The sequence below is a fragment of the Pseudonocardia sp. P1 genome, assembly GCF_000178675.2.
GTDB lineage: Bacteria > Actinomycetota > Actinomycetes > Mycobacteriales > Pseudonocardiaceae > Pseudonocardia.
This window is the reverse complement of record NZ_ADUJ02000001.1, coordinates 3,664,140-3,687,508: the sequence shown is the minus strand read 5'-3', so window position 1 is coordinate 3,687,508 and position 23,369 is coordinate 3,664,140. Positions and strand designations below refer to the sequence as shown.

At 72.4% G+C, this 23,369-nt stretch carries 18 protein-coding genes and 1 pseudogene; 9 read left to right on the top strand and 10 right to left on the bottom strand.

Annotation, left to right across the window (positions count from 1 at the left end; all coding sequences use genetic code 11):
* Window positions 1-87 precede the first annotated feature (87 nt).
* Complete coding sequence (locus tag PP1_RS16860; protein WP_010243084.1) at window positions 88-1,248, top strand: N-acetylmuramoyl-L-alanine amidase; 1,161 nt, start codon at window positions 88-90, stop codon at window positions 1,246-1,248.
* A 167-nt stretch (window positions 1,249-1,415) separates the two neighbouring features.
* Here the strand turns inward: PP1_RS16860 and PP1_RS16855 are convergent.
* Window positions 1,416-2,030, bottom strand: a pseudogene (locus PP1_RS16855) (GNAT family N-acetyltransferase); the annotation flags it as partial.
* A gap of 260 nt (window positions 2,031-2,290) precedes the next feature.
* On the opposite strand from PP1_RS16855, the gene PP1_RS16850 reads away from it, so the two are divergent.
* On the top strand, window positions 2,291-3,691 hold the full coding sequence (locus tag PP1_RS16850; protein WP_010234548.1) for an aminotransferase-like domain-containing protein: 1,401 nt from the start codon (window positions 2,291-2,293) through the stop codon (window positions 3,689-3,691).
* 76 nt (window positions 3,692-3,767) lie between these two features.
* Window positions 3,768-4,718 (top strand): D-alanine--D-alanine ligase family protein, encoded by a 951-nt coding sequence (locus PP1_RS16845; protein ID WP_029239724.1) that lies wholly within the window; start codon window positions 3,768-3,770, stop codon window positions 4,716-4,718.
* A gap of 1,226 nt (window positions 4,719-5,944) precedes the next feature.
* Here the strand turns inward: PP1_RS16845 and PP1_RS16840 are convergent.
* The 9 genes from PP1_RS16840 to rpmH form a co-directional block, all read right to left on the bottom strand.
* A complete protein-coding gene (locus PP1_RS16840; RefSeq protein ID WP_010241682.1) occupies window positions 5,945-6,076 on the bottom strand; it encodes a hypothetical protein in 132 nt (43 codons plus the stop codon).
* A 1,404-nt stretch (window positions 6,077-7,480) separates the two neighbouring features.
* Window positions 7,481-8,452, bottom strand: coding sequence for a ParB/RepB/Spo0J family partition protein (locus PP1_RS16835; protein ID WP_010230518.1), 972 nt, complete (start codon window positions 8,450-8,452; stop codon window positions 7,481-7,483).
* Window positions 8,453-8,482: 30 nt separating this feature from the next.
* Window positions 8,483-9,376, bottom strand: coding sequence for a ParA family protein (locus PP1_RS16830; RefSeq protein ID WP_010230521.1), 894 nt, complete (start codon window positions 9,374-9,376; stop codon window positions 8,483-8,485).
* Window positions 9,377-9,450: 74 nt separating this feature from the next.
* Window positions 9,451-10,125, bottom strand: a complete 675-nt coding sequence (gene rsmG, locus PP1_RS16825; protein WP_010230523.1) for a 16S rRNA (guanine(527)-N(7))-methyltransferase RsmG — start codon at window positions 10,123-10,125, stop codon at window positions 9,451-9,453.
* Window positions 10,122-10,586 carry a Jag family protein gene (locus PP1_RS16820; protein WP_082399599.1) on the bottom strand — a complete coding sequence of 155 codons (465 nt, stop codon included), beginning with the start codon at window positions 10,584-10,586 and terminating at the stop codon, window positions 10,122-10,124. Before PP1_RS16820 ends, rsmG begins: the two co-directional genes overlap by 4 nt.
* Before the next feature lie 163 nt (window positions 10,587-10,749).
* Window positions 10,750-11,916, bottom strand: coding sequence for a membrane protein insertase YidC (gene yidC, locus PP1_RS16815; protein ID WP_010230529.1), 1,167 nt, complete (start codon window positions 11,914-11,916; stop codon window positions 10,750-10,752).
* Window positions 11,917-11,956: 40 nt separating this feature from the next.
* Window positions 11,957-12,376 carry a membrane protein insertion efficiency factor YidD gene (gene yidD, locus PP1_RS16810; protein ID WP_010230532.1) on the bottom strand — a complete coding sequence of 140 codons (420 nt, stop codon included), beginning with the start codon at window positions 12,374-12,376 and terminating at the stop codon, window positions 11,957-11,959.
* The gene (gene rnpA, locus PP1_RS16805) at window positions 12,373-12,759 is read right to left on the bottom strand and encodes a ribonuclease P protein component (protein WP_010230535.1); all 387 of its coding nucleotides are present in this window, start codon (window positions 12,757-12,759) and stop codon (window positions 12,373-12,375) included. Before rnpA ends, yidD begins: the two co-directional genes overlap by 4 nt.
* 28 nt (window positions 12,760-12,787) lie before the next feature.
* The gene (gene rpmH / locus PP1_RS16800; protein ID WP_029239552.1) at window positions 12,788-12,925 is read right to left on the bottom strand and encodes a 50S ribosomal protein L34; all 138 of its coding nucleotides are present in this window, start codon (window positions 12,923-12,925) and stop codon (window positions 12,788-12,790) included.
* A gap of 504 nt (window positions 12,926-13,429) precedes the next feature.
* On the opposite strand from rpmH, the gene dnaA reads away from it, so the two are divergent.
* The 6 genes from dnaA (at window position 13,430) to gyrB (ending at window position 23,368) form a co-directional block, all read left to right on the top strand.
* On the top strand, window positions 13,430-15,142 hold the full coding sequence (gene dnaA / locus PP1_RS16795; protein WP_029239553.1) for a chromosomal replication initiator protein DnaA: 1,713 nt from the start codon (window positions 13,430-13,432) through the stop codon (window positions 15,140-15,142).
* 1,509 nt (window positions 15,143-16,651) lie between these two features.
* The gene (gene dnaN / locus PP1_RS16790; protein ID WP_010230543.1) at window positions 16,652-17,812 is read left to right on the top strand and encodes a DNA polymerase III subunit beta; all 1,161 of its coding nucleotides are present in this window, start codon (window positions 16,652-16,654) and stop codon (window positions 17,810-17,812) included.
* Window positions 17,813-17,979: 167 nt separating this feature from the next.
* Window positions 17,980-18,927 (top strand): phosphogluconate dehydrogenase (NAD(+)-dependent, decarboxylating), encoded by a 948-nt coding sequence (gene gnd, locus PP1_RS16785; protein ID WP_010230545.1) that lies wholly within the window; start codon window positions 17,980-17,982, stop codon window positions 18,925-18,927.
* A gap of 7 nt (window positions 18,928-18,934) precedes the next feature.
* Entirely contained in the window at window positions 18,935-20,131 is a 1,197-nt protein-coding gene (gene recF, locus PP1_RS16780; protein ID WP_010230548.1) for a DNA replication/repair protein RecF, read from the top strand.
* Window positions 20,132-20,194: 63 nt separating this feature from the next.
* The gene (locus tag PP1_RS16775) at window positions 20,195-20,905 is read left to right on the top strand and encodes a DciA family protein (protein WP_337819672.1); all 711 of its coding nucleotides are present in this window, start codon (window positions 20,195-20,197) and stop codon (window positions 20,903-20,905) included.
* Window positions 20,906-21,265: 360 nt separating this feature from the next.
* Window positions 21,266-23,368, top strand: coding sequence for a DNA topoisomerase (ATP-hydrolyzing) subunit B (gene gyrB, locus PP1_RS16770; protein WP_010230553.1), 2,103 nt, complete (start codon window positions 21,266-21,268; stop codon window positions 23,366-23,368).
* Window position 23,369 lies beyond the last annotated feature (1 nt).

The following is a 23,369-nucleotide window of genomic DNA, read 5'->3' as shown; positions in this document are numbered from 1 at the left end:
GGGCCTCGGCCACCCGCCCGGCTCACCGTGCGGATCCGAACGATCACGGCGTCACGACGACGCCTGACGACTTCGAGCGAGGGGTGCATGCAGCTGCTCCGGCGCGGGGACTCCGGTCCTGCCGTACGCGAGATCCGAGCGACGCTGCGGGAACTCGGCCTGCTCCCGGCCCTGTCGCCGGGCACTTCGGACCGGGACGTCTTCGACGACGAGGTGGACCACGCCGTCCGCGTCTTCCAGCAGGGGCGGGGCCTGATCACCGACGGCATCGTCGGTCCGGACACCGCACGGGCCCTCCGGGAGGCGGGCTGGTCGCTCGGCGACCGGATGCTCTCCTTCACCCTGTCCACCCCGACCAACGGGGACGACGTCGCCACGCTCCAGGAGCGGCTGCTCGAGCTCGGGTACAACCCGGGCCGTCCCAGCGGGCTCTTCGACCAGCAGACCGAGCAGGCGCTGATGCGGTTCCAGCGCGACTACGGCATGGTCCCCGACGGCATGTGCGGGCCCGAGACGCTGCGTGCGCTGCGCCAGCTCGGACGCAAGGTCACCGGTGGGCGACCGCACCTCCTCCGTGAGCAGGAGCTGCTGCGCCGCGCCGGACCGCGGATGCGCGGCAAGCGGATCGTCATCGACCCCGGGCACGGCGGCCCGGACCGCGGTGTCGAGGTCGCCGGGGTCACCGAGGCCGATCTCATGTGGGATCTCGCCCGCCGCCTGGTCGGCCGGATGTCCGCCACCGGGATGGAGGCGCTGCTCTCCCGTCCGGAGAACGGCAACCCGCCCGACACCGAGCGCGCCCAGTTCGCGAACGACGTCGGCGCGGACCTCGTCGTCTCGCTGCACACCGACGCCAGCTTCAGCCCGCACGCGCAGGGCCTGGCGACCTACTTCTTCGGCAACGGGTCGGGCACCACGTCCAACGTGGGCGAGGCGCTCGCCGGGCTGGTCCAGCGTGAACTGCTGACCCGCACGTCCATGCTCGACTGCCGCAGCCAGACGTGCACCTGGGAACTCGTGCGACGGACCCGGATGCCGGCGGTGCGGATCGAGACCGGGTACCTGACCCACCTCGGGGACCGCCGCAAGCTGCTCGACCCCGGGTTCCGGGACGTCGTCGCCGAGGGGATCCTCGTCGCCGTCAAGCGGCTCTACCTGCTCGGTCAGGACGACCAGCCGACCGGCACGTTCACGTTCAACGACGTGCTGGCCCGCGAGTACGGCCGCGACCAGATCCGGGCAGTCTGAGGCCGTTCCCGCTTCCCGGCCCCGTCACCCGGGCCGGGCCGGACGACCGCTCAGCGAGGCTCTCCGCGGCCCCTGAGATCGTCCGTGCGGTCGTCGCTGCTGCCGTCCGTCGGCAGGAACGACACCTGGCACCGGCCCGCACGCGCGGGCGTCGCCACCGGGACGGGCGCCGGGGTCTGCATCGGGATCGTCACCGTGTTGAACAGCTGCTCCAGCGCGGCCTCGACATCGGACTTCCACTCCAGACCGGACCGCAGCTCCATCCGCAGCCGGGGCCACCGGTGGTGCGGCCGGACGGTCTTGAACCCGACCGAGCGCAGGAAGTCGGCAGGCATCACGCAGTCGGCCTCGGTCCCGGGACGGGCGTCACCGAACGCCTCGACGGCCTTCACCCCGCGTCGCGTCAGCTCCTTCACGACGGCCTGGGCGAGAGCCCGGCCCAGCCCCTCTCCGGCGAACTCGGGCAGCACCTGCATCGTCGTCAGCAGGACGGCGTCCGCGCTGACCGGGCCGGTCGGCATCTCGGTCGCACGGGGGACCGAGGCCGGCGGGGCGAACAGCACGTAGCCGGCAGGCGCGCCACCGACGTAGACGACCCGGCCGCAGGAGCCCCACTCGAGGAGCACCTCCGACAGCCAGGCCTCCTTCTCCAGGTCGGTCGTGCCGTAGCCCTCGGCCTGGTCCGCCAGCGCGGGCGACAGCTCCCAGTAGACGCAGTTCCGGCACCGTTTGGGCAGATCACCCAGATTGTCCAGATTGAGCGCGGCCACATGCCAGGACACGAGGAGGACCTCCGGCTGTCGTAGTCGTGCGGGTGACGCGCCGTGCGCGGGACGGCCGGACGTCGGCCGGATGACCCGGCCCGGCGCAGTGGTGCCTGCGCCCGATCCGATGCCCCGCCTACCGCGAGGGTAAGCGGATCCCCGCACGTACGTCACCCCGGAACGGCTCACCGGTACGTACGTCACGACGAAGGGCAGGCCGGTCACCCGACGCGGTTACACTCTGGCCACCATTCATCTCGTCGAAGGGGAGCACGCCGATGGCCTCGCCCGACCGCCCGCAGCAGCCCGACGCCCGCCGCACCGCGGCAGCGGCGGCGGCCGCAGCGGCAGGGGAGGGCAACGAGGTCGTGCCCACCTCGCAGGACTCGTCGGCGTCCCCGGCGCTGTTGCCCCCGACCGAGCGCTTCGCGGCCCGTACCGCGGGGATGACGGCCTCGGAGATCCGGGCGCTGTTCGCCGTCGCGAGCCGCCCCGAGGTCGTCTCGCTGGCCGGCGGGATGCCGAACCTCGCCGCGCTCCCGCTGCAGTCCCTGGCGACCGAGGTCGCCGAGCTGGTCGACACCGACGGTCTGACCGCGCTGCAGTACGGCTCCGCCCAGGGTGTCCCGCAACTGCGCGAGCAGATCTGCGAGGTCATGCGGGAGGAGGGGATCGAGGGCGACCCGAACGACGTCGTCGTGACCGTCGGGTCGCAGATGGCGCTCGACCTCCTGACGCGGATCTTCGTCGACCCCGGTGACGTCGTGCTGGCCGAGGGGCCGTCCTATGTGGGCGCGCTCGGCAGCTTCGCCGCATACCAGGCGCGGGTCGTGCACGTCGCGATGGACGAGCACGGGCTCGTCCCCGAGCTGCTGCACGAGGCACTCGACTCGCTCGCCCGGCAGGGGACCACCCCGAAGTTCCTGTACACGATCCCGAACTTCCACAACCCGGCCGGCGTGACGCTGGCGCACGATCGGCGCCCGCAGATCCTCGATCTCTGCCGCCGCTACGGCGTCATGGTCATCGAGGACAACCCGTACGGGATGCTGGGGTTCACCGGCGAGGTGCACCCCGCACTGCGGTCCTACGACGCCGACGTCATCTACCTCGGCTCGTTCTCCAAGACGTTCGCCTCCGGACTGCGGGTCGGCTGGGCGCTGGTGCCCCCGCTGGTGCGCGACCGGCTGGTGCTGGCAGCCGAGTCGGCCACCCTGTGTCCGCCCTCGTTCACGCAGATGCTGGTCTCGCGATACCTGTCGCACCACGACTGGCGCAGCCAGATCAAGACGTTCGGGGAGAACTACCGCGAGCGCCGGGACGCGATGCTGGCCGCGCTGGAGACGTACCTGCCCGAGGGATGCAGCTGGACGGTGCCGGACGGCGGCTTCTTCGTCTGGCTGACCGTCCCGCCGGGCGTCGACACCAAGGCGATGCTGCCGCGCGCGGTGACCGCACGGGTCGCGTACGCGTCCGGTACCGGCTTCTACGCCGACGGCTTCGGCAGCCGGCAGCTGCGCCTCTCCTTCTGCTACCCGACACCGGAGCGGATCACCGAGGGCGTCCGCCGGCTCGCGGCGGTGCTCGAGGCGGAGCTCGACGTCGTCCGGACCTTCGGGACGTCGGCGCGGACCGAGCTGAGCCGCGGGCCGCAGAGCCCGTCGCCCGACACGAACTGAGCATGTTTCACGTGGAACGCCCCGGACCGGCAGGTCCGGGGCGTTCCCGTGTGCAGGCATGCCGCAGAATGCCCGGGTGAGCGATCGAACGGTGGCCGTGCTGGCCGGAGGTCTGTCCCACGAGCGCGAGGTGTCCCTGCGATCCGGTCGCCGGCTCGCGGGAGCGCTGCGGGCGAACGGCGTCGACGTGCGGGAGTGGGACGTCGACAGCGCCCTGCTGGAGCGGTTGCACAGCGACCGTCCGGACGTCGTCGCCGTCGCGTTGCACGGTGGCGAGGGGGAGAACGGTGCCGTCCAGCAGATCCTGGAGCTGCTGCAGATCCCGTTCGTCGGCACCCCCTCCGGAGCGTGCCGGCGGGCCTGGGACAAGCCGAGCGTCAAGGCCGAGCTCGTACGGGCCGGACTGACGACTCCGGACTGGGTGGCGCTGCCGCACTCAACGTTCCGGGAGCTGGGCGCTCAAGGGGTGCTCGGCGCCATCGTGGACCGGCTGGGGCTGCCGCTGGTGCTGAAGCCCGACCAGGGCGGATCGGCGCTCGGCGTGCAGGTGGTCCGGTCCGCGGACGACCTCCCGTCCGCGATGGTCAGCTCCTTCGCCTACGCCGACACGGTGCTCGCCGAGCAGTTCGTCGCCGGGACCGAGGTCGCCGTGTCGGTCGTCCACGACGGCGACGAGGCGCGCGCGTTGCCCCCCGTGGAGGTCGAGGTGCCGTCCGGGTTCTACGACTACACCTCCCGCTACACACCGGGAGCCGCGACGTTCCACTGCCCGGCCCGGCTCTCCTCGGACGTGCAGCAGACGCTCGCCGAGACCGCCCTGACGGCGCACCGGCTGCTCGGGATGCGGGACGTGTCCCGGATGGACGCGATCGTCGACGGCGACGGCCGGGTGCACGTCCTCGAGATGAACGTGTCGCCGGGACTGACCGACACGTCACTGCTGCCGACCGCTGTCGCGGCCGACGGATCGGATCTCGCAACCGTCTACCAGGCGCTCGTCGATCGCGCGGCGACGCGGGACGACTGACGTGTTTCACGTGGAACCGGGCGGAGCGTCGCCTGGTTCCACGTGAAACCCGGGCGGTCGAGGAGTGGGCGTCGCCGCCCGGCAGCCGCACTGCGCATTGGCGCATCTGCTGCATCTGCTGCACGTCGCGAACCTCGTGGCCGCGGCCATGGTCGAGGACGCGCGGGATCGCCGCGCGCCCGCCGTCTCGGCTCGTCCGCGATCGCATCCCGACCTCGGCCTCATCGGCCCACCTGCCCGTCCGGATCAGGCCGGACCGGGCATCTCCGAAGCCGGCTCAACGGCGCGATCGGGCACCGACCCTCCAGCTTCCGTCCGGTGCGCGCGAGACGCCGCGCTCGGCTCGCTGCCGACGGCGTCCGGCGCTATCCCGCAGGCACCGGTGGGGGAGACGTGCCGCGGCCCGCCCCGCGCCGATAGACCGCCGCCGGATCCTCGATCGGCCACCCTCGGAGTGTCCGACCACGTGGCGCCAGGGACGTGGTCGGTGGATACCAGGTCCCGGGGAGTGGAGGAGCTCGCGGTCCCCTGGCGTCGACAGCGTGGCGCGACTCGGGACAGACCCCACTCCCGTGCTCCGTCGGCGCGGCGGTCGGACCCGTACGGCGCCGTTTCGGCGCGGACCGTCGACCCTCGTCGTGCAGCAGACCTGCAGCAGGCCGAACCCCAGCCCACAGCCACACGCCCCGCCGGTCCACGATCTCGCAGTCCAAGGCGCAGCAGCTCCGCGGTCCCGCAGCTCCGCAGCCCGCAGTCCCGCAGTCCCGCAGTCCCGCAGTCCCGCAGTCCCGCAGTCCCGCAGTCCCGCAGTCCCGCAGTCCCGCAGTCCCGCAGTCCCGCAGTCCCGCAGTCCCGCAGTCCCGCAGTCCCGCAGTCCCGCAGTCCCGCAGTCCCGCAGCCAGCAGTCCCGCAGCCAGCAGTCTCAGGGCCTCGCAGTCCCGGGGCCTCGCGCTACCGCCGCCCCCACAGACCCGCCGCCCCGTGCTCTCACCGGTCTGCCGGACACTCAGCCTCGCCGGAGGTGACGAAGCGCCGCTCAGTGCTGTCCGTCGACAGGGGCGACGCTCGGTCGTGCCGCGGTTTCACGTGGAACATGTGCGACCGGGGCCCGTTGTTCCACGTGGAACATCCCGCTTGCGGGCGAGCGGCTCTGCGGGATGATCTCGATTCCTCCCTCCCGCCGAACAACCTCCGGGCGACGAACTACAACTCGACACTCGCGTCCGTCACGGACGCGTCGTCGCGTCCATGCGGTCCATGCGGTCCACGCGGTCCACGCGGTCCACGCGGTCCACGCGGTCCACGCGGTCCACGCGGTCCACGCGGTCCACGCGGTCCACGCGGTCCACGCGGTCCACGGCGACCGCACGTCATCGACGGGAGCGACCGGATCTCCACGGCGACATCGTCCGCGCCGACCCACGCCGGGAAGCCGACGTAGACCAGGCGGACTCCCGGCCGTCCGCAGAACACCACCTCCGGCCCGGGGATCTACCTGTCAGGCTCGATCCGTCCCGCCGTCAGCCTGCCCTGGCCGCCGGCCCCTGTCCGCCCACCTCCGGAGCACGCCACGACAGCGAGATCGCGAGCCCGTCGAGACCGGCCACTGCGCCCGGCGCGGGCGCCGACCACCCACCGGGCCGGAACCGTGGCCTGCGGGACCGCGGACCGGACGGCCCGGACATCTGGGCGGACGACCGACGACCGTCCGAGCGGCCAGGAGCAGAGACCCGCGCCGCCTCTCGTCCGCGAGCCGGGCCTCGACGTCGACAGGGATCCCGCACGGCTTCCGGTCCGACCTCCCGTGCCTGGACAAGTCCGGTGATCACGAATCGGGCAGTCGAACGGCCATATTCGGCCGGATCTCTTCCTGATCTGTGATCACCGCTCGGGATCCGCGTGGCCGGCGCCGCCTTCTCCCGCACCCCGCGATCTCTCGGTCCCGCACCTGTCGCGGTCCGGAACGCCGGGGGCCTTCCAGCTCCACCGGGCGCGCCGCCGTATGGTCCGGCGGCCCGGATGCCCGACTGCCCGGCAGTCCAGCGGCCCTGCTGCCCGACAGCCCGGCAGTCCGGCAGTCCGGCAGTCCGGCAGTCCAGCAGACCAGCAGTCCGACGTTCCAGCGGCCCAGCGGCCTGGCGATCCGGCGGTCCGGCGGCCCGGCGGCCCGGCGGCGGCGCAGTCCCACGCCCGGCGTCCGGCGGCCTGGCAACCCGACGGCCCGACAGTCCGACGCCCCGCGTTTCGCTGGCCCGACGTTCCGGCGTTCCGGGTTCCAGGGTTCCGGCGGCCCGGGATCCGGCGGCCCGGGATCCGGGCGGCCCGGGGATCCGGCGGCCCGGGGATCCGGCGGCCCAGCGTTCCGGCGGTCTGATGGCCCGGTCTGTCCGCATCTGGTTCCGGCCCCTACCGGACGGAACTCCGGGCGGAGGGAGCCTCGAGCTGGAGCGAGCGCCCCCATCGAGCCCCCACGGTGCCCGTTTCACGTGAAACCGGACCGACTCGACTGCGCATAGGAACTTAACCGTTACAGTCCACGATTTCGCGTCCTCAGATCCCCGCAGCCGTTTCAACGAGGCCCTCCAGGCCCGTGACACCGGGACGGTGACGCAAGGCCGTCCTCGTCCATCTCAGAGCGCCCTCAGTCGAACTCTCCCGTCGATGCCGGCGAGGGCGCAGCCGGAGCCCGGCTTCCTCCACGGGCCTCCGAAACACCTACGGCCGCCGTCCGGATCCGGACGGCGGCCGTAGGGGAGTGATCGTCAGTCCTGCTCGCGGATGCCCATCATCCCCGTGATCCGATCCAGGTCCTCGACCGAACCGAACTCGACGACGATGCGGCCCTTCCGCTGACCCATCTCGACCTTGACCCGGGTGTCGAACCTGTCCGACAGCCGGTCCGCCCGCTCGGTGAACTCCGGGCGCTGCTCGCCCCGCTTCCGGGCACGACGCTCCCGCGGCGGTCCGTCCTGGCGGGCGAGCACCACGGCTTCCTCGGTCGCCCGGACCGACAGCCCTTCGGCGACGATCCGGGTCGCGAGGTCCTCCTGCCGGCCGGCGTCCTCGAGACCGAGCAGCGCACGCGCGTGTCCGGCGGACAGGACTCCGGCCGCGACCCGTCGCTGCACCGTCACCGGGAGCTTCAGGAGCCGGATCATGTTCGTGACGACCGGGCGGCTGCGCCCGAGGCGGTCGGCCAGCTCCGAGTGCGTCACCCCGAACTCGCCGAGCAGCTGCTCGTAGGCGGCCGCCTCCTCGAGCGGGTTCAGCTGGACGCGGTGGATGTTCTCCAGCAGCGCGTCGCGGAGCATGACGTCGTCGGCGGTGTGCCGGACGATCGCGGGCAGCGTGTCGAGACCGGCCCGCTGGGCGGCACGCCACCGGCGTTCGCCCATGATCAGCTCGTAGTCCCGGCCGGATCGTCGGACCACGATCGGCTGCAGCAGCCCGAACTCGCGGATCGAGTGCTCGAGCTCGCCGAGCTGCTCGTCGTCGAACTGGGTGCGCGGCTGCTTGGGGTTCGGGACGATCCGCTTCAGCGGGATCTCCCGGTACTCGGCACCGCCGTCGACGACCGGGGTCTCGGTCTCGGCGTCCTCGCGCTGCACCGCCGGGGCCGGCCGGTGCAGCGGGGCACCGGCGCCGTTGGATCCGGGCTGCTCCCCACCCTCGGCGGGACCGGTCGGGATCAGTGCGGCCAGGCCGCGGCCGAGGCCGCCCTTGCGCTCTGCCATCAGGAGCAGCCCTCTGTCCGGTCGGCCATGTCAGCGCCCGCCCGTGCGGTACGCGCCCGAGGCGCCGTGCTCGGCGATCTCACGGGCGGCGTCGACGTAGCTCATCGCGCCGCGGGAACCGGGGTCGTAGGCGAGCACGGTCTGGCTGTAGCCCGGCGCCTCCGAGACCTTCACGCTGCGCGGGACGACGGTGCGCAGGACCGTCGGGCCGAAGTGCTGGCGCACCTCGGAGGTGACCTGGTCGGCCAGCTTGGTGCGGCCGTCGTACATGGTCAGCAGGATCGTCGACACGTGCAGCGACGTGTTCAGGTGCGACCGCACCAGGTCGATGTTCGACAGCAGCTGTCCCAGGCCCTCCAGCGCGTAGTACTCGCACTGGATCGGGATCAGGACCTCGGACGCCGCGACGAGCGCGTTCACCGTCAGCAGGCCGAGCGAGGGCGGGCAGTCGATCAGGACGTAGTCGACGTCCAGCTTCGAGAGGGACTCCTCGTTCAGCGCCTGGGACAGCCGGGACTCCCGGGCCACCATGCTGACGAGCTCGATCTCGGCACCGGCGAGGTCGATCGTCGCCGGGATGCAGAGCAGGTTCGGCGACGCCGTGCTGACGGCCGCAGCCTCTTCGAGCGGGATCTCACCGAGCATGACCTCGTACACCGACGGCGTGCCGGTCCGGTGCTCCACGCCGAGCGCCGTGCTGGCGTTGCCCTGCGGGTCGAGATCGACGACGAGCACGCGCACGCCGTGCATCGCGAGCGCCGCGGCCAGGTTGACGGTGCTCGTGGTCTTCCCGACGCCGCCCTTCTGGTTGGCGACGCCCAGGACCCGTCGTTCGGCCGGCCGCGGCATGCTGTGGTCGTCGGGATGCAGTACGCGGGCGGCCCGTTCGGCCTCGTCCGCGATGGGGGTCCAACCGAGACTCACGCGCGGCCCTCTCTCCGTCGTTTCCCCTGCCGTTGTTTCACGTGGAACAGCCGAGGACGATGTCCTGCTCCTCATCATCGCCGTTCCTTCCTGCGAGTGCGTCGGGGCGCGCCGATGCGGGGGATCTCGACCACCGTGGTCAGCGGGTCGACGACACCGCTGCCGACCTCGTGCAACCGGGCATCACCACCCCCCAGTGCCCGGACCGCTTCCGCGTCGCGCGCGATCTCGTCCGGGGCGGAGGCACCCTTCAGCACCAGCATCGCACCCCCGGGACGGAGCAGCGGCAGGCACAGCCCCGCGAGCCGGGCGAGCGGCCCGACCGCCCGGGCGGTCACCACGTCGGCGCCCTCCCATCGTCGCAGAACCGCAGGCTCCTCGGCCCGCCCCCGCTCCACGGCGACGTCGAGACCGAGATCGGAGACCACCTCGTCGAGCCAGTCCACCCGCCGGGCCAGCGGCTCGATCATGACGATCCGGAGATCCGGGCGGGCCAGCGCCAACGGTATCCCGGGAAGGCCCGCTCCGGAGCCCACGTCGACGACCTTCGCGTCGGGCGGTACCACCTCGGCGAGCACCGCACAGTTGAGCACGTGCCGGTCCCACAGACGGTCCAGCTCCCGCGGCCCGATCAGGCCGCGCTCGATCCCGGAGGTCGCGAGGTGCTCGACGTAGCGGGCGGCCAGACCGGCCCGCTCGCCGAACACCGTGCCCGCGACCTCCGGGACCGGCTCCCGATGTCCGTTCACTTGCGGTGGACGACGACCTGCCGGCGCGGCTCCTCGCCCTCGCTCTCGCTGACGACGCCCTTCACGGTCGCGACGGCGTCGTGGACGACCTTGCGCTCGAACGGCGTCATCGGGCGCAGCCGGGCCGACTCACCGGACGACTTGACCTCTCGCGCCGTCTCCAGCCCGAGGTCGGTCAGCTCGTCACGCCGACGCTTGCGCCAGCCGGCGACGTCCAGCATGAGGCGGCTGCGGCTGCCGAGCTGCTGCTGGACGGCGAGCCGGGCGAGCTCCTGGAGGCTCTCCAGCACCGCTCCCTTGTCACCGACCAACTTCTCCAGGTCGGTGTCGTCGTCGGCGCCCTCGATGCTCACGATCGCGCGGCCACCCTCGACGTCGAGGTCGATGTCGCCGTCGAAGTCCAGGATGTCGAGCAGGCGCTCCAGGTAGTCGCCTGCGACGTCGCCCTCCTGGATCAGCATGTCGTCACCGGACGGCTTGTCCTGCACGTCGGCTCCCTCGGCAGGGTCCTTCGCAGTGGTGGGCACAGGGGTTCTCCTCTCGTCGGAACGCGGGTTCGCGATGCCCGGGCCCGCGCGGCGGTCGGGGGACCGCCGGGGCCGTCGTCGGCTCGCGGGTCTGTGGTCAGCGGCGCTTGCCGCGCTTGGACTTGGCGCCCTGACGGCGCTGCACCGGCTTCGCCCCGGGCTTCTTCTCACCGTTCCCGGCGGAGCCGTTCGCTCCGGAACCGTTCGTCCCGGAACCGTTCGTGCCCGAACCGCCGGCGGACGTGCCGTTGGCGGCGGTGCCGTCGGCGGTCCCACCGTCGGCGCCGGACCCGGCGGAGGCGCCGTCGGACCCCTTCGGCGCGGCAGCCTCCTCGTCCTCGGACAGCGGCTCGTCGGCGATGTCGCGGACGTCCTTCGCGGTGCCCTTGCCGTCCTTGCGGACCGGCTTCTGGCCGGGACGCGGGGCGAGGCTCTTGGCCGTCTCGACGGCCTTCTCGCGCTTCTCCGACTCCTCGGCGTCGATCCGCTTGTAGACGTGGTGCTGCTGCCACAGGGTCCACAGGTTGTTCGAGACCCAGTAGAAGAGGACGGCCAGCGGCAGGAACGGCGCACCGACGACGACACCGATCGGGAACACGTAGAGCATCAGCTTCTGCATGATCTCGGCCTGCGGGTTCGCCGCAGCGGTACCGGCCGCGATCTGCGCCTGCTGGCGGGCCACCGAGTGGCGCGCGGTGATGTGGGTGAAGATGCCGGCCGCGATCATCAGCGGGACCATCACGACCCACTGCGCGACGTAGTTGCCGCCCAGGTCCGTGACCGACGCGGTGTTCTGCAGGGGGAAGATCGCCGAACCCAGCTTCGACCCGAACAGGTCCGAGTCGACGAACGACGCGTTCTCCTGGGCGTTGAAGAAGTAGTTCTCGGTCTTGCCCGGCTTGAACTCCCGCAGCACGTGGAACAGACCGATGAAGACCGGGATCTGCACCAGGATCGGCAGGCAGCCCATCAGCGGGTTGGCGCCGTTCTGCTGCTGGAGCTTCTGCATCTCCGTGGCGAGCTTCTGGCGGTCGTTGGCGTACTTCTTCCGGAGCTTCTGCATCTCCGGCGCCATCTCCTGCATCTTGCGCATGGAGCGGACCTGCGTGACGAACGGCTTGTAGAGGATCAGCCGCAGGGTGAAGACCAGGAAGACCACCGACAGCGCCCACGCGAAGCCGCTGTCCTCGCCCAGCACGAAGCCGAACACCTTGTGCCAGACCCACATGATGAAGCTGACGGGGTAGTAGATGAAGTCCAGCACAGGTGTGTTGCTCCTCGTGGTCTCGGGCCGGGGCCGCTGGTCAGCGGTCCGTGCCGCTCGGGAAGCCTTCGGTTCGGGGCGGGTCGGTGGACGGCCGTTCCGGCTGTTCGCCGGCGGGCGGACGGCGCCGACCCCGCCGCCGTCGTCGCGGTGGCACGGGGTCCCAGCCGCCAGGGTGCCACGGTGCACAGCGCAGGAGCCGCCACGTGGTGAGTCCCAGCCCCCGGATCAGGCCGTGCACACCCAGCGCCTCGACGGCGTACGCGCTGCAGCTCGGGTGGAACCGGCAGCTGGGCATGAGGTTCGGGGAGATCCAGACCTGGTACCAGCGGACGGCGCCCACCGCGGCCCGTGCCCCGAGCGACCGGGGCCGCACCGGGGTGGGCTCGTCGCCCGTCGGCGACTCGCCGGCGGTGTGGTCGTCGACGGCGTCCCGCGCCGCGTCTTCGGGGCGGATCACCGCGCACTCTCCGGAGCCGGTCGCTGCCTGCGCGGACGGCGTGCCGCCCGCAGGGCCGAGTCGAGATCCGCTCCGAGTTCGGCGGACGTGGCCCGGCCCGCCGGGGGCAGCGCCCGGACGACGAGCGCGGCTCCCGCCGGCAGCTGGTCCATGCGGTCGGAGACGAGGTGCCGCAGGCGCCGGGTCACCCGGTGCCGGACGACCGCGTTGCCCACGGCCTTGCTCACGACGAAACCCGCCCTCGGCGAGGCGTGCTCGGGCACGCCGCCGGGGCGGGTCAGGTCGAGATGCACCACCAGCCTCGACCGGCCGGCACGTCGGCCACGCTTGATCGTCGAGGCGAACTCGGGCCGGCGGGTGAGCCGGGCGTGTGCCGGCAGCACGGCGCGGGCCGGTGGGGGCGCCGGCCGGTCAGGCCGAGACGGCGTTGCGCCCCTTGCGGCGGCGCGCGGCGAGGATCGCCCGGCCGGCGCGGGTGCGCATGCGAAGCCGGAAACCGTGCGTCTTGGCACGGCGGCGGTTGTTCGGCTGGAAAGTACGCTTGCTCACGGTCGGCTCTCCTGGTCGGCGGCTCGCAGGCGCCCTGCGACGCCGATGTTCTCTGCGGTCTGGCTCGGGTTCGTGGGGCACCGGTCGTCGTTCCGGCCATCGCGCGATGGCGATGGTCGTGGCGGACGGGCGCGACACGCCCTTCCTGACCAGTGTCCAGTCGTCAAGGGTACGCAGCGCGTTTCCGGAGGGTCAAACCACCCCCGGGCGCCCCCGGCCGCCCGGCGGGACGCCCGTCCGGCGGCTGCTGCTAGCGTCGCCGCCCCACCCGCCACCGGCGGGCGGTAACGACTGCCCGTAGCTCGACCGAGACCACACACGACGCCGGACCGGCCGCCCCGTTGCGAGCCGGGCGACGCCTCCTGCGTACCTTTACGCACAAGTGTGGACAACTCTGGGGATGCAGCAACCCTGGGTAGCAGTGGACGCCTCCGAGTGGCGGTCGAACCGCTACTACAGGGGGAGCAGCACACCGACGGGGACGAGCGGGAGGGGGAACCGCGGATGACCGACCAGCCGGGCGATCTCGGCGCGGTCTGGAACCGGGTCATCGCCGATCTGTCGGGCTCGTCGGCCGATTCGGGCACTCCCGCACTCTCCCCGCAGCAACGCGCGTTCCTCCGACTCACCCGCCCGCTGGGGCTCCTGGACGGCACCGCACTGCTGGCCGCCCCGAGCGAGTTCGCCAAGGACGCCATCGAGCGCATCCTCCGCCGGCCGATCAGCGACGCGTTGGGCCGCCATCTCGGGGTGAGCGTCAACCTGGCCGTCGTCGTCGACGCCTCTGCCGCCTCCGGCGGCACCGAGGTGCCCGACCCGCCCGGGTTCGGCCTGCCGCGCGGTGTCACCGCCGGCGACAGCGCGCGGGACACCGGCACACCCGAGGCCGCGGCCTCCGCAGCGCTGTCCGAGGGCTCCGACGACACCTCCGGGACCGTCGCCCTCGACGACGGGACCGAGCCGGCGACCGGCACCGGGGACGACGGGCCCGGCACCGCCGCGGACGACCTCCCGGCCGCCGACACCGGCCGGAGCCGGGCCTACCCGTCCGAGACGACCGTGTCGTCCGGGGGATGGGCACCGCAGCCGCCGTCGGCGGACAGCGGCTCGCGCGACGGCGGCGGGACCTCCTGGCCCGCCTACACCGCGCCGCAGGCCGGCGACCCGGTCGCGCCGCGGTCGCAGACCCGGCTCAACGAGCGCTACACCTTCGACACCTTCGTGATCGGGGCGTCGAACCGGTTCAGCCACGCCGCCGCTGTCGCGGTGTCCGAGGCGCCGGCGCGGGCGTACAACCCGCTGTTCATCTGGGGCGAGTCCGGACTGGGCAAGACCCACCTGCTGCACGCCGTCGGGCACTACGCCCAGCGGCTGTTCCCCGGGATGCGCGTCCGGTACGTCAGTACCGAGGAGTTCACGAACGACTTCATCAACTCCCTGCGGGACGACCGCAAGGTCGCCTTCCAGCGCCGGTACCGCGACGTCGACGTCCTGCTGGTCGACGACATCCAGTTCCTGGAGGGCAAGGAGGGGACGCAGGAGGAGTTCTTCCACACCTTCAACACCCTCCACAACGCGAACAAGCAGATCGTCGTCTCCTCCGACCGGCCGCCGAAGCGCCTCGAGACGCTCGAGGACCGGATGCGCACGCGCTTCGAGTGGGGCCTGATCACCGACATCCAGCCGCCCGAGCTGGAGACCCGGATCGCGATCCTCCGGAAGAAGGCCGCGCAGGACCGGCTCGCCGTGCCCGGTGAGGTGCTGGAGTTCATCGCGGAGCGGATCGAGCGGAACATCCGCGAGCTCGAGGGTGCGCTGATCCGGGTCACGGCGTTCGCGTCGCTGAACCGGCAGGCCGTCGACACCCAGCTCGCCGAGATCGTGCTGCGCGACCTCATCCCCGACTCCGCCGCATCCGAGATCACCGCGCCGACGATCATGGCTGTCACCGCCGAGTTCTTCGGCGTCACGCTCGACGACCTCTCCGGTCCCGGGAAGACGAAGGCGCTCGCCCAGGCCCGCCAGATCGCGATGTACCTCTGCCGCGAGCTGACCGACCTCTCCCTCCCGCGGATCGGGCAGACGTTCGGCGGCCGGGACCACACGACCGTCATGCACGCCGACAAGAAGATCCGCAACGAGATCTCGCTCCGGCGGAAGACCTTCGAACAGGTGCAGGAGCTGACCGCGCGGATCAAGCTGCGCGCCCGGCACTGACCCGGCACCGACCCGGCTTTCCCCCGCGTCGCCGCGCTCCGCTCCGCCGACACACCCGGTCCGGTCGACGTGTCGTGGGCCTCCCCGGTGCCGGTCACGCACCCCGGTACCAGTCCACGCACCCCGGTACTGGCCCGCGCACCCCACGCGTGGGGTGCGTCAGGCCGCGAACAGGTGCGCCAGGTTCCGAACCGGCGCGGGCAGGTGCAGCGCGGCCCTCTGCGGCACGAACCCTCCGCAGCGCCTGCGGGTTCGGCACGGGGGATCCGGCACGGCGGGTCCGGCACGGCGGGTCCGGCACGGCGGGTCCGGCACAGGGGGCCAGCACAGGGGGCCGGCACGGGAGGGGCGGCACGGGCCGCATCCGGCACGCGGCGGCGAGCGCGGTGGGCGAGCCGACCGTTCCGCGCGTCGTGCTCTGGCGGCACGACGCGCGTCGCCGCCGGGACGGCCGCGTCGGGCAGCCGTTCCTGCACAGGCACGGCCCCGTCTCCACAGGGCCCGGGGTGATCATCACGGCCCTGCCGGGCCGATCACGGCTCGCACCGGTACCGATTCCGCCGCACCCACACGGACAACAGCCCTGAGATCCGTTCTCCGGCGTTACGAGGAGCCGTCCGGGATGATCGGGTACCCGCGCCACACCGCCGTCGCGGCGGCCGACCCGACCCCGAGGCCGGTCGAGTCGATCCCGATCGGGTCCGGCGTGGCGTCACCCGCGTGTCGCTCCCACGGTTCCCGTTCGTCGTCCGGTAATGGGCGTTCGGCGCTCCGTCACTCCGGCAGGTGATCGTCATCGACGTAGGGGCAGTGACTCTCCGTGGAGATCGCGGTAACGGATGAGGCGTATGTGGGTTCATCGCGCAACGCAGGAGTGCTGCGAGGCGTGCGACGGCCATCACCCACGGTCCACGATCCACCACGTTTCCACCCACATCTGGGGACAACTCTGTGGATGGACCGCGCCGAGCCCGTGGACGGATGGCCCGGGATCGGTGGACAACCCTGTGGTGAACCCGGGATGAATCGGGGACGGATGGGGGTCGACGCCGTCCGTCCACCGCCGGCGCGAGCTGTCAACGGAAGCCCCCACGGGCACGTCCCCAGTCGACGCGGCCTGCTGACCAGCACCGATGCGGCCCATCCACACTGTGCACAGGACCTGTCCCTACTACGGGTTTTCTCTCTCTAGAACTTCTTCCCCAAAACACCTGTGTGGAAGGGACACGAAGGGGGCTCACGATCCGGGCACACCCCGTCGCGGACCGGACGTCGCTCCGCCGTCCCCGAGTGCCGGGGTGGCGTGGAAACTGTCGGGGCGAGGCTCTACCGTGAGCGTCCCGGCGAACCCCGGGTCCCGATCCCGCACCGGCCGTTCGGCCGCCGCCCGCTCCGGGCGGCACCGTCCGGCAGGGCGACGGGGGAGGGGTCCGTCCGCCGCAGCACCGCCGTCCCGTCGACGGCCCGGCCCACCGGCCGTGGTCGCGGCGCTACCGGGGAAGGTCCTTGATGAAGTTCCGGGTCGAACGCGACGTCCTCGCGGACGCGGCCGCCTGGGTGGCCCGCAGCCTTCCGGCGCGCCCTCCGGTGCCCGTGCTCGGCGGGGTCCTGATCCAGTCCGACGGTTCCGACGAGACGGCCGGCGAGAAGCTGACCGTCTCCGGCTTCGACTACGAGACCTCGGCCCGGGTCGAGCTGGACGCGACCGTCGGTGAGCCGGGCCGGATGCTGGTCTCGGGCCGCCTGCTCGCGGACATCACCCGGGCGCTGCCGTCGAAGCCGGTCGACCTGGTGGTCGACGGGGCGCGCGCCACGATCAACTGCGGGAACAGCCGGTTCAGCCTGCCGACCATGCCGGTCGAGGACTATCCGCAGCTGCCCGACATGCCGCAGAAGGCGGGCTCGGTCGCTGCCGACGCGCTGGCCGCCGCCGTCGCACAGGTCGCGGTGGCCTCGGGGCGCGACGACACGCTGCCGATGCTGACCGGCATCCGACTGGAGATCGAGGGATCGCAGCTGACGCTCGCCGCGACCGACCGGTTCCGGCTGGCCGTCCGCGAGCTCGAGTGGTCGCCGGAGGACGCGTCGATCTCGACCGCGGTGCTCATCCCGGCGAAGACCCTCGCCGAGGTCGCCAAGACGCTCGCCGGTTCCGGGACGGTCGACGTCGCGCTGTCGGCCGGCGACGGGATGCTCGGGCTCACCGGCGGTGGCCGCCGCTCGACCAGCCGCCTGCTCGACGCCGAGTTCCCGCGGTTCCGCCAGCTGATCCCGGCCGAGCACACCACCGCGGTCGAGCTGGACGTCGCGATGCTCGTCGAGGCGATCAAGCGCGTGTCGCTGGTCGCGGACCGGGTCGCCCAGATCCGGATGGAGTTCGGCGAGGACGGCCTGCGCCTGGCCGCGGGCGGCGACGACGTCGGGTCCGCGGAGGAGGAGCTCCCCTGTGCGCTGGACGGGAACCCGCTGACCATCGCGTTCAACCCGGGCTACCTGCTCGACGCGCTCGGGGCCCTGCACACCGACCGGGCGCAGCTGACCTTCACGACGCCGAACCGTCCGGCACTCGTCCGGCCGGTGCCCAAGCCCGCCACCGACGACGGCGAGGCGCCGTCGCCCGAGAAGTCCGGGTACCTGCACCTGCTGATGCCGGTCCGCCTGCCCGGCTGACCGGGTCCCGCCGGGCAGGGCCGCCGTGAGCGGGGTCCCCGGATCGGCGACCCCGCCGGGCGAGCGCGGCGCCGGAGGGGAAGACTCGCCCCCGGCGTGATCGACGAGGGCCGCCAGACCCCCGCGACGCGGCGGGCCGGCGGCGCGTGACACAAGGGGGCATCGCAGTGCAGATCGGTCTGATCGGCCTGGGCCGCATGGGCGGCAACATGCGTGAGCGGCTGCGCGCCGCCGGGCACGAGGTGGTCGGGTTCGACCCCCGGCCCGAGGTGAGCGACGTCGCGTCGCTGCAGGAACTGGCCGCGGCGCTCGAGGCGCCGCGGGTCGTGTGGGTGATGGTCCCGTCCGGCGAGCCGACCCGGAACACCGTCGCCACGCTCGCCACCACGCTCGCCTCCGGCGACCTGGTGATCGACGGCGGCAACTCCCGCTACACCGACGACAAGCCGAACGCCGAGCTCCTCGAGGCGCACGGCATCGGCTACGTCGACTGCGGCGTCTCCGGCGGGATCTGGGGCAAGGACAACGGCTACGGCCTGATGGCGGGCGGGGAGCCCGCGCACATCGAGCGCGCGATGCCGATCTTCGACGCGCTCCGGCCCGAGGGGCTGCGCGAGGAGGGCTTCGCGCACGCCGGCCCGGTCGGGGCGGGCCACTTCGCGAAGATGGTCCACAACGGCATCGAGTACGGCCTGATGCAGGCGTACGCCGAGGGCTTCGAGCTCATGCAGGCCAGCGAGCTGATCACCGACGTGCCCGGCGTGGTCCAGGCGTGGTCGCGCGGCACCGTGGTCCGCTCGTGGCTGCTGGACCTGCTGGTCGACGCGCTCAAGGAGGACCCGGAGCTCGCCGACCTCGAGGGCTGGGTGGACGACTCCGGCGAGGGCCGGTGGACGATCGAGGAGGCCATCGCGCACGCCGTCCCGCTGCCGGTGATCTCGGCGGCGCTGTTCGCCCGGTTCTCCTCCCGGCAGGACGAGTCGCCGGCGATGAAGGCGGTCGCGGCGCTGCGCCAGCAGTTCGGCGGTCACGCGGTCAAGGAGTCCGGCCCGGCCGGCGCCCCCGGTGACAAGGCGGGTCCGAGTTCCGGGTCCGGCTCGACCCAGGGGGGCTGACCACGCGGTGTACCTCAGGCGGTTCGCGGTCACCGACTTCCGGTCGTGGCCGGAGGCCGAGCTGGAGCTCGACCCCGGTGTCACCGTGCTGGTCGGATCGAACGGCGTCGGCAAGACCAACCTCGTCGAGGGGATCGGCTACCTGGCGAGCCTCGGCTCGCACCGGGTCTCGTCGGACACTCCGCTGATCCGGCGCGGCGCGGAACAGGCGGTGCTGCGCGGCGAGGTCCACCACCACGGCCGGAAGCTCGGCGTCGAACTGGAGATCAACTCGGGGAAGCAGAACCGGGCCCGGGTGAACCGCTCGCCGGTGTCCCGGCCCCGGGACGTCCTGGGGATCCTGCGGAGCGTGCTGTTCGCCCCGGAGGACCTCGCGCTGGTGCGCGGCGACCCCTCGGAACGACGACGGTTCCTCGACGAGCTCCTCGTCGCCCGCTTCCCGCGCTACGCCGGGGTCCGCTCCGACTACGAGAAGGTCCTCCGCCAGCGCTCCGCCCTGCTGAAGTCGGCGAAGCCTGCCCTGCGTGGTCCGCGCGGGCGCGCGCGGCCCGCCCCGGCGGACCCGGACGTCCCGGACGACCTCACGACCCTCGAGGTGTGGGACGGGCACCTGGCCCGGGCCGGGGCGGCGTTGCTGGCCGGCCGTCGCGAGCTGGTCGTCGCACTCGCCCCGTACGCGCGGGAGGCGTTCGCACAGATCGCGCCCTCGTCGGACCCGATCGGCCTGGACTACCGGTCCAGCCTGGGGCCGGGCGGGGTGGCCGAGCTGCCCGCCCCGGCGGAGGAGCTGGAGGCGTTGCTGCTGGAGCGGCTCGCCGAGGTCCGGACGCAGGAGATCGAGCGCGGCGTGTGCCTGGTCGGCCCGCACCGCGACGAGCTGGACCTGGCACTGGGCGACGGCCCGGCGAAGGGCTACGCGAGCCACGGCGAGTCGTGGGCGTTCGCGCTGGCGCTGCGGCTGGCGTCGTACCGGCTGTTGCAGGCGGACGACGTGGAGCCGGTCCTGGTGCTCGACGACGTCTTCGCCGAGCTCGACTCCGCTCGCCGGCGGGCGCTGGCCGGGTTGGTCGCGGACGCGGAGCAGGTGCTGGTGACCGCCGCGGTCGGGGAGGACGTGCCCCCCGAGTTGGACGGGGTCCGGTTCGCCGTCGGTGACCGGAGTGTCGTCCGCGAGGGCACGGAGCCGGTCGGGGAGGCTCGATGACCGGCCGTCCGCGAGGGCACGGTGCAGATCTCGACCACATCACGGCGAACTGGGGACAAGCCTGTGGATTCTGTGGATAACTCCGGCGGGCCGGGGGAGCGACGGCGCCGGGGGACGGGGAACCGCCGGACAACGGCCCGTGCGGCCCGTCCCGACGGCGCCCGCCCTGGGGATGGAGAGTCCGGCGAGTCGGGTCACGGCCCGGTCACAGGTGGCGGCGTCCCGGGTGAACAGGGGGACCTGCTCGCCGGTGAGCGCGCCGGACTGCGCGGCGCGGACCTGGCCCGGGACGCCCTGCGCGCGGCCCGTGAGACCTCCGCGCGGAAGGCGGAGGAGCGGGCCGACGAGGCGCGCCCCAAGCTGCGGGTCGTCTCCGGGAAGGGCCGGCGCCGCCGCTGGTCGGGATCGGGCCCGGACGACCGTGACCCGCAGCCGTTCGGCCGCGTGGTGTCCCGGGTGTCGATGGACCGCGGCTGGTCGTCCCGCCTCACCGACGCCACCGTGCTCGGGCGCTGGTCGCAGCTGGTCGGGTCGGACGTCGCCGACCACTGCACCCCGGTGTCGCTGCGCGACGGCGAGCTGACCCTGCAGGCCGAGTCGACGGCCTGGGCCACCCAGCTGCGGACGTTGCAGCGCCAGCTGCTCACCCGGCTCGCGGCGGCGGTCGGGCCGGACGTGGTCCGCCGGATCCGGGTGGTGGGCCCGAGCGGGCCGAGCTGGCGGCACGGTCCGCGGCACGTCCGCGGCCGCGGCCCGCGCGACACCTACGGCTGAGCCCGCGGCGCAGTCAACGGCCCGCCCGGGAGCGGTACGGACGCGTCACGCCGTCGTACCCGGCCGCGAGGGCCCGTTACGGGTGAGGAGCCGTGGACCGGGAGCCGCAGGGCTCTCGCCGCCGGTGAGCGCGGGATGACACGGCCGCCGGACCGCTCGGCCCCGCCCGGGCACGTCCGATCCCGCACCGGAAGCCGTTCGCCCGTCTGTGGCGGTTCTGGGCGGGTCCTGACCGCCTTTCCGGGGGTGCCTGCGGGTAGGATGGAAAGGTGTTCCCGGGTGGCTCCCCTGACATGACCAGAGCGCCCGGTAGGTGGAACCGGATCCACGGTCGTCCGCGTCGTCGCGACGTGCCCGCCCGTGGCCGGTTCACGTGGCGAGGAGAACCAGCTACTCGTGGCTCAGGACAAGGCAGCGAAGAACGCCTACGGCGCGTCGTCCATCACGGTCCTCAAGGGGCTGGAGGCGGTCCGCAAGCGGCCCGGCATGTACATCGGCTCCACCGGTGAACGGGGCCTGCACCACCTGATCTGGGAGGTGGTGGACAACTCGGTCGACGAGGCCATGGCCGGTCACGCCACGAAGGTCGTCGTGACCCTGCAGCCCGACGGCGGCGTCCGCGTCGAGGACGACGGCCGCGGCATCCCGGTCGAGATGCACCCGGTGGAGAAGAAGCCGACCCTCGAGGTCGTCCTCACCAGCCTGCACGCCGGCGGCAAGTTCGACGACAAGTCCTACGCGGTCTCCGGTGGTCTGCACGGTGTCGGCGTCTCGGTCGTGAACGCCCTGTCGACGGCGCTCGAGGTCGAGGTCCGGGTCGACGGCAAGATCTGGAAGCAGCGCTACGACCACGCCAAGCCCGGCGAGCTCGTCGAGGCCGGCACCACGAAGAAGTCCGACACCGGCACCACGATCACCTACTGGGCCGACCCGACGATCTTCGAGACGACCAGCTACACGCTGGAGACGATCCGGCGCCGGCTCCAGGAGCAGACCTTCCTGAACAAGGGCCTCACCATGGTCCTGCGCGACGAGCGCCGCCCCGAGACCCCCGCGACCGGCGTCCCCTCCTCCGACGCGGTCGACGAGGACGGCAACCCGGTCGAGGCCGCTCCGGTCGTCGACGTCGACGAGGAGCCGGACGCCGAGGGTTACGTCGCGAAGCCCAAGGAGTACGTCTTCCACTACCCGAACGGGCTGGAGGACTTCGTCGCGCACCTGAACAAGTCCAAGGACCCGATCCACCGCAAGATCGTCGCCTACACCGGCGAGGGCCCCGGCCACCAGGTCGAGGTCGCGATGCAGTGGAACTCCGGCTACTCCGAGTCCGTCTACACGTTCGCGAACACGATCAACACGCACGAGGGCGGCACCCACGAGGAGGGCTTCCGCCACGCGCTGACCGCGACCGTCAACCGGTACGCCCGCGACAAGAAGCTGATCAAGGAGAAGGACCCGGCGTTGTCCGGGGACGACATCCGCGAGGGGCTCGCCGCGATCGTCTCGGTCAAGATCTCCGAGCCGCAGTTCGAGGGCCAGACCAAGACCAAGCTGGGCAACACCGAGGTCAAGTCGTTCGTGCAGCGGGTGTCCAACGAGTGGCTCGCGGACTGGTTCGAGCGCAACCCCAACGAGGCCAAGACGATCGTCAACAAGGCGGTCTCCTCGGCCCAGGCCCGCCTCGCCGCGCGCCGCGCCCGCGAGCTGGTCCGTCGCAAGAGCGCAGGCGACATCGGCGGTCTGCCGGGCAAACTGTCCGACTGCCGGTCCCGCGACCCGGAGAGCTGCGAGCTCTACATCGTGGAGGGCGACTCGGCGGGCGGCTCGGCGAAGGCCGGCCGCGACTCGATGCACCAGGCGATCCTGCCGATCCGCGGCAAGATCATCAACGTCGAGAAGGCCCGGATCGACCGCGTCCTCAAGAACACCGAGGTCCAGTCGATCATCACCGCGATGGGCACCGGCATCCACGACGACTTCGACCTCTCCAAGCTGCGGTACCACAAGCTGGTGCTGATGGCGGACGCCGACGTCGACGGCCAGCACATCCGGACACTGCTGCTCACGCTGCTCTTCCGGTTCATGCGCCCGCTGATCGAGAACGGGCACGTGTTCCTGGCCCAGCCGCCGCTCTACAAGCTCAAGTGGGGCGGCCGCGGCGCCGAGCCGGAGTACGCCTACTCCGACCGCGAGCGGGACGGCCTGATCGAGGCCGGCCGCGCGGCGGGCAAGAAGCTCCCCAAGGACCAGGGCGTGCAGCGCTACAAGGGTCTCGGCGAGATGGACGCCAAGGAGCTGTGGGAGACCACGATGGACCCGACGAACCGGCTGCTGCTGCAGGTGAGCCTGGACGACGCCGCCACCGCGGACGAGCTGTTCTCGGTGCTCATGGGCGAGGACGTCGAGTCCCGCCGGTCGTTCATCACCCGCAACGCCAAGGACGTGCGCTTCCTGGACGTCTGAT